The 6,958-nt window shown below is 66.9% G+C and carries 7 protein-coding genes; 3 read left to right on the top strand and 4 right to left on the bottom strand.

Annotated features, from left to right (window positions below; all coding sequences use genetic code 11):
- Nucleotides 1-284: MerR family transcriptional regulator (locus tag E1261_RS41760; protein WP_132415331.1), on the bottom strand; the 284-nt coding region annotated here is incomplete at its 3' end.
- Between the two features lie 112 nt (nt 285-396).
- On the opposite strand from E1261_RS41760, the gene ahcY reads away from it, so the two are divergent.
- Complete coding sequence (gene ahcY / locus E1261_RS41765) at nt 397-1,833, top strand: adenosylhomocysteinase (protein WP_132415333.1); 1,437 nt, start codon at nt 397-399, stop codon at nt 1,831-1,833.
- Between the two features lie 46 nt (nt 1,834-1,879).
- On the opposite strand, the gene E1261_RS41770 is transcribed toward ahcY, so the two are convergent.
- Both E1261_RS41770 and E1261_RS41775 read right to left on the bottom strand, forming a co-directional pair.
- The gene (locus E1261_RS41770) at nt 1,880-2,629 is read right to left on the bottom strand and encodes a class I SAM-dependent methyltransferase (protein ID WP_132415335.1); all 750 of its coding nucleotides are present in this window, start codon (nt 2,627-2,629) and stop codon (nt 1,880-1,882) included.
- A 74-nt stretch (nt 2,630-2,703) separates the two neighbouring features.
- Nucleotides 2,704-3,672, bottom strand: coding sequence for an RDD family protein (locus tag E1261_RS41775; RefSeq protein WP_238176781.1), 969 nt, complete (start codon nt 3,670-3,672; stop codon nt 2,704-2,706).
- Between the two features lie 94 nt (nt 3,673-3,766).
- Here E1261_RS41775 and E1261_RS41780 point away from each other — a divergent pair, with 94 nt between their 5' ends.
- Nucleotides 3,767-4,756: a stage II sporulation protein M gene (locus tag E1261_RS41780; RefSeq protein ID WP_132415337.1), complete on the top strand. Its 990-nt coding sequence runs from the start codon at nt 3,767-3,769 to the stop codon at nt 4,754-4,756.
- Nucleotides 4,757-4,783: 27 nt separating this feature from the next.
- Nucleotides 4,784-5,545 carry a DUF1206 domain-containing protein gene (locus E1261_RS41785; protein WP_132415339.1) on the top strand — a complete coding sequence of 254 codons (762 nt, stop codon included), beginning with the start codon at nt 4,784-4,786 and terminating at the stop codon, nt 5,543-5,545.
- On the opposite strand, the gene E1261_RS41790 is transcribed toward E1261_RS41785, so the two are convergent.
- Nucleotides 5,542-6,264, bottom strand: a complete 723-nt coding sequence (locus tag E1261_RS41790; protein ID WP_132415341.1) for a DUF899 family protein — start codon at nt 6,262-6,264, stop codon at nt 5,542-5,544. The genes E1261_RS41785 and E1261_RS41790 overlap by 4 nt on opposite strands.
- Nucleotides 6,265-6,958 lie beyond the last annotated feature (694 nt).

Raw genomic sequence — 6,958 nt, forward strand, 5'->3', positions numbered from 1 at the left:
GTGGGTGGGGTGGTCAGGCGGCCGGTGCGGTAGCCGAGGTTGCGGAGGTCGGCGGCGACCGACGGTTCGGCGAGGGCTCGGAGGGCGAAGGCCAGGGCGGCGGGGGTGACGTCGTACCGGCGTTCGAGGTCGAGGGCCAGCTGGACGGCGGCGAGGTCGCGGTCGTCGTACTGGCGTTGGGCGGTTTGGCCCGAGCGGGAGTGCGGGAGCAGGCCGAGCGCCTCCCGGTAGCGCAGCATCCGGGGGGTCGTGCCCAGGCGTTTGGCGGCTTCGGTGATGCGCATGACGCCAATCCTGACATTTCGGTGTCAAAAACGCCCGTGAGGCGATCAAACCACCAGGCTGAGCCCTCTAGGCTCACCTAGGAAGTACTCACCAAGAGCTTCAGGGGAGCAGATGACGTTCGACTACAAGGTGGCGGACCTCGGGCTGGCCGAGTTCGGCCGCAAGGAGATCCGGCTGGCCGAGCACGAGATGCCGGGTCTGATGGCGATGCGCGCCCAGTACGGCGAGAGCAAGCCGCTGGCCGGTGCACGGATCATGGGCTCGCTGCACATGACGATCCAGACCGCGGTGCTGATCGAGACGCTGACCGCGCTCGGTGCCGACGTCCGCTGGGTCTCCTGCAACATCTTCTCGACCCAGGACCACGCCGCCGCGGCGATCGTCGTCGGCCCGGACGGCTCGGTCGACAACCCCACCGGTGTCCCCGTCTTCGCCTGGAAGGGCGAGACGCTCGAGGAGTACTGGTGGTGCACCGAGCAGGCGCTGAAGTGGCCGGGCGAAGAGGGCCCGAACATGATCCTCGACGACGGTGGTGACGCCACCATGCTCGTCCACAAGGGCACCGAGTTCGAGAAGGCCGGCGCCGTACCGGACCCGTCGACCGCGGACTCCGAGGAGTACGCCGTCGTCCTGAAGCTGCTGACCCGCACGCTGGCCGAGGACCCGCAGCTGTGGACCCGGGTCGGCCAGGGCATCAAGGGTGTCACCGAGGAGACCACGACCGGTGTGCACCGGCTCTACGAGATGCACAAGGCGGGCGCGCTGCTGTTCCCGGCGATCAACGTCAACGACTCGGTCACCAAGTCGAAGTTCGACAACAAGTACGGCTGCCGGCACTCGCTGATCGACGGCATCAACCGCGCTACCGACGTCCTGATCGGCGGCAAGGTCGCGGTCGTGGCCGGGTACGGCGACGTCGGCAAGGGCTGTGCGGAGTCGCTGCGTGGTCAGGGCGCCCGCGTCATCGTGACCGAGATCGACCCGATCTGCGCGCTGCAGGCGGCGATGGACGGCTACCAGGTCACCACGCTCGACGAGGTCGTCGGGATCGCCGACATCTTCGTCACCACCACCGGCAACAAGGACGTCATCACCGCCGACCACATGGCGCAGATGAAGCACCAGGCGATCGTCGGCAACATCGGTCACTTCGACAACGAGATCGACATGGCCGGTCTGTACAAGACCGACGGCATCGTGCGGACGAACATCAAGCCGCAGGTCGACGAGTTCCGCTTCCCAGACGGTCACACGATCATCGTGCTGTCCGAGGGCCGGCTGCTGAACCTCGGCAACGCGACCGGGCACCCGTCGTTCGTGATGTCGAACTCCTTCACCAACCAGGTGCTCGCGCAGATCGAGCTCTTCGTGCGGACCGCCGACTACCCGACCGAGGTCTACGTGCTCCCCAAGCACCTCGACGAGATGGTCGCCCGGCTGCACCTCGAAGCGCTCGGCGTGAAGCTCACCGAGCTCACCAAGGAGCAGTCGTCCTACCTCGGCGTACCGGTCGAAGGCCCGTACAAGTCCGAGCACTACCGCTACTGAGTTAACACGCCGGCGCCCCACCCTGTTGGTGGGGCGCTTTGCGTTGTCAGCGGATGGCAGCGAAGAGGTGCTTGTCGGCTACCTGGCCCAGTACGGCGACCTCGGTGAAGCCGGCTTTGCGGAAGGACTCGAGGGTGTCGGTGAGGGTGATCTCGCGGGACTTGGGCCGGTTGATGACCAGTTGGGCGCGTTGCGCGAGCAGGTCGGCGAACGCGGGCTCCTCGCCGGCTGCGGTCCACCAGCCTTGCCAGTCCTCGATGCCGGACGCGTGCGAGGCGGACCAGATCTCGTCGCGCAACTGAACGGCGATGGCATCCAGCCGCGGCACTTCGGTCGGACCGAGCAGCATCGTGTCAGCGTTCAGGAAGATCCCGCCCGGCCGGATGCGGCGGGCCAGGACCTGCGCGACCTCGGCCAACTCTGTTGGTGCGAGGTAGTGCAACGCGGTCGCTGAACACACCGCGTCGACCGGACCTTCACCCAGTACGGCGTCCCAGCCGGGCTCGCGCAGATCCGCTGCCGCGAACCGCGCTCCGGCGACCGTCTGCCGCGCCATCTCCAGCAGGAACGGATCCAGATCGACCCCGATCACCTCGGCCTCGGGGAACCGCGCGATCGCCCGGGCCGAGATCGCGCCGGGCCCACACGCCAGGTCCACGAATCGCCCAGGGGATCCCACGATCCGCTCCACCACCGTCAGCATCAGCGCGAACTGCTGCTCCCGATCCGGCAGGTAGCCCGCCTGCTGGGCATCCCACCGCACCGACCATGCATCCCACTCCACCAAATGCGACATGGTCGCAAGAATAACCACGCTTTCGCGGACTGTTGGGGTGGCCGGTCAGTATTCGGCGCTCGGGCGGCCAAAAATCACCAGCCGGACTGGTTGCTCCCCGGGGTGGCCCAGCCCTGGGCGTTGTGGGTGGCCGGGGTCGGCTCATGCGCCGGCGGAGGCGGGGCGAAGGTCGGCACGGGATCGGGCGGCAGGACGCCGTACGGGCTGGGTGGTGCAAACGGTCCGGCCGGTACGGCGTACTGGTTCGTGGTCGGCGCTGGGGCGAACGGGCCCGTGGTCACCGGGCGGATGACGGCCAGGCGGATGAGCTCGCGGCGGCGGCGTTCGGCCAGGACGGCGGAGAGGAAGGCCGGGGCGATCATCGGGGTGGGCGGTGCAGGTGCGGTGAGCTGGGCGACGCGCTGGCCGAGGGTTTCACCGAGGGCAGCGCGTGCGGCGGGCTGTAGCTCGGTGAAGCGGGCCAGGTAGTCGCGGGCGGTGTTCGCGAGCTCGTCGGGGAGCTGGGAGAGCTCGAGCGACTGCGCCCACGTCACGAGGTGCGCGGGCACGAACAGTGGCGGGGAGGCCATCGCCTGCTGGCGTTCGCGGATCACCACGGTGCCGGCGACCATGTCACCGATCCGCTTGCCCTGCTTGTTCATCAGGCTCGCCACGATGCCGGGGCTGGCTGCGAACCACGGTGCGAAGTCGACGAAGAACCACATGAGTGTCCGCACCAGCGCGTGCCGGAACCGGATCGACGAGCCGTCGTCCCGCACCACCTTGAGACCGAGCACGAGCTTGCCGATCGTCCGCCCGCGGGTGAGCGTCTCCATCACGAGGCGGTAGCCGACGACCACGAGCAGTACGACGATTGTCACCAGCGAGATCGCCAGTGCCTCGCTCGACTGCTCGCTGATCAGGAATCCGAACAGCAACCCGATCAGACCGCTCAGCACCATCAGCTGGATGATCACGTCGATCGCGCAGGCCAGCGCCCGCGTCGGCATCCGTGCGATCCGTACCTGGAGGACGACCGCCTCGCCGGTGACCAACTGAGACACGCTGCCGCCCCCCTCCTCTGTAGACACTCGGTCGGGCTAGTCTGCCAGCCCAAGGGATCCAGCACTGCGAGCCAGTCTGGGGAGGAGGTGTGTTGTGGACGTCGAGGCGTTCGTTTCGGTGCATCAGCCGCAGTGGGACCGCCTGGCCTACCTGACCCGTCGGCAGCGGCGTCTGACCGGTGCTGAGGCGGAGGAGCTCGTCACGCTCTACCAGCGGGTCGGCACGCACCTCTCCGCGCTCAGAGCAGCCGGTGCGGACCCAGTGTCGATCGGACGGCTCTCCGGACTCATTGCTGACGCCAGAGGCGCGGTCACCGGCGCACAGGCACCTGTCTGGCGAGACATCTCCAGGTACTTCCTGGTGAGCTTCCCAGCTGCCCTCTACGTCTCCAGACGCTGGTGGCTGACCATCGGCCTACTCTTCTACCTGGTGGCGGCCTGGTCCGCGTGGCGGATCCTCGCGCACCCCGAGGTGATCGATTCGATCGCCGCACCGGCCCAGATTCAGCAGCTGGTCGACCATGACTTCGAGGCCTACTACTCGGAGAACCCGGCCCAGGACTTCGCCCTGCGCGTGTGGCTCAACAACGCCACGCTGAGCGCCGCCGTACTCGCACTGGGCATTTTGCTGATCCCCTCGATCTTCATCCTCTGGGACAACGCCCTCAACCTCGGTATCAGCGCGGGGCTGATGATCAGCCACGACAAGGGCGGCCTGTTCTTCAGCCTGATCACCCCACACGGTCTGCTCGAACTCACCGCGGTCTTCATCGCGTCCGCGGCCGGATTGCGCCTTGGGTGGTCGTGGATTGTCCCGGGTGCTCGAACCCGGATGCAGGCCCTGGCCCAGACCGGCCGCGCCACCATCGGCATGGCGATCGGCCTGGCCGCGATCTTGTTGCTCACCGGCGTGATCGAGGCATTCGTGACGCCATTCCTGCCTGGTCCGGTGCGGATCAGTATCGGCATCCTGGCCGAGATCGGCTTCTTCCTCTACGTCTTCATCCTCGGCCGCCGGGCCGCGCGACTCGGCGAATCCGGCGACGTCGAAGAGGTCGACGCAGCCGCTCCGATTGCCACTTAGTCGTTTGTCGGTGGGCACCGGATCAAGATGAGATCCGCCCAGGAAGTCAGACAGAGCACGTGGTACGGCGTCGCGGTCACCGTCGGTTTGGTCGCGTACGGCGTCGTTCATCTGCTGATCGCGTGGATCGCCCTGCAACTGGCCTGGGGACAGTCATCGCAAGAGGCATCCGAGCAAGGCGCCCTCCAGGAACTCGCCACCAAGCCACTCGGCGGCGTCCTGCTGTGGATCGTCGCGATCGGCCTGTTCGCGCTGGTGGGTTGGCGCGTCCTCGATCTCGCGTACGGCGATCTCGACACCGAGAAGCGGGTGTCGTCGGTCGGCCGCGCTCTCGTCTACCTCTTCCTCGGTGTCACCGCGGTGAAGGTTGCCGTCGGGGCCTCGAGCAGCAATCAGCAGCGTTCGCTGTCGGCTCGCCTGATGGAACACGGCTTCGGCCGGGTACTGATCGTCGTGATCGGTCTGGTGGTGATCGGGATCGGCATTCGTCAGCTGTACAAGGCGTACACGAAGAAGTTCACCGAGGACCTGGTCGGCGGCGTCTCCGACCCGACCGTCCTGCTCGGCCGCATCGGGTACGCCGCCAAGGGTGTCGCGTTCGTCGTCGTCGGCGTTCTCTTCGGCTGGGCCGCGATCAGCTACGAACCGGACAAGGCCGGCGGACTCGACATCGCCCTGCGGACCATTAAGGACCAGCCGTTCGGCTCGATCCTGCTGACGGTGCTTGCGCTCGGGATCGCCGCCTTCGGCGCCTATTGCTTCGTCTGGTCCCGCAATGCTCGCGTCTAGAGCTGATCCGATCGCCCGGCCTCGATGCGTGACCACTGGGCGATCGGCCGGCCGTTCGTCGCCAGGATGTGCTTGACCTTCGACCACGACCACTCCTGCGGCCAGCCCGCGGGCGAGTCCTCGTGATCCTCCTGCCGCCCATACACGGTGAGGTCCATCAGGTGGTAGCTGTTGTCCATCACCTCGACGCCACGCATCGTCGTCCAGTACGTCTCGAACACCCGGTCGCCGTCCCGCAGATAGCAGACCAAGTACATCTGCCCGAGATTCCGGCCTTCCAGCAGCTTGTCGCGGTTGTCGGCCGACGAGTACCACGGCATCGTCCAGCCCATGAAGTCCCGGTACCGCCGGCTCTCGTCGTACGGGCCCTGGCAGAACACGGCGTACGTGATGTCGCGCGAGTGCAGGTAGGAGAGTTCGCCCACCGCCCCGTTGCACCACGTGCACCCCTCACACTGCTCAGCCGCCGGATGCCCGTCGTGCCACATGAAGTAATACGCGATCAGCTGCCGACGCCCTTCGAACGCCTCCAGCAAAGTCACCGGCCCATGCTCCCCGGTCACCGTGATCCCCGCATCCACCTCAACCATCGGCAACCGCCGCCGAGCCGCCGCAACCGCGTCCGTTTCCCGCGTCAGCGCCTTCTCCCGCACCCGCAGCGCATCCAGTTCCGCCTGAAACGCCGCCCGGTCGGTCACTGTCGGTAGTGCATCAGTCATGACGATCTCCTCTCTTTGGAGGTACGTCGGAGCAGTACCCCGATTCTTGACGCCCACCCCGGACCTGCAGGCCATCACAATTGCCCCTCCGCGCTCACCCCAGGCGGGCGGCCCACCGCAAACCCCACTTGTGATGGCCTGCCGGTCCGCGCCGACCTTCGGCCCCGCGCCGAACTGTGTCGGCGGCACGCCCTCGCCGGCTGACGGTTGCGTCCCGCGCGGAGTGGTGTACGGCGAGAACGCGGACCGCCAACACTGACCAACTCGGGTGCGGCCGGTGGGCTCCCGCCTGAAGCGAACCCGACGACGCCCGGTCCGAGGGTTTGATCAGTGGCTGGAGTCCGCCCACCCCTCCGCCCCGACCACAACCGATGCTCAGCCGACTGAGTTCACCGCATGCTCGCCGTGCCTGCCGAGTGGGTTCACCGTGCACGGGGGTGCTCGCCGAGTGGGTTCACCGTGCAGCCCATATGCATGCCGAGTGGGTTCACCGTGCGTCCGAGGCGGCGCGCGAGTGGGTTCAGTGTGTTGAGTGGCGGGAATGTGTTGCTGGCAAGCGTTTGCTGGCAGCACGGTTGCGCCAGTCGCGGTGGGTAGCACCTGTCTCTTATACCACATCTCCCGAGCCCACGAGACGCTCAAAAAAAAAAAAAAACCAGTACGGTTATCAACGATGTGGCTGCTTGGCGTTGGT

This window comes from Kribbella albertanoniae (genome assembly GCF_004348455.1).
Lineage (GTDB): Bacteria > Actinomycetota > Actinomycetes > Propionibacteriales > Kribbellaceae > Kribbella > Kribbella albertanoniae.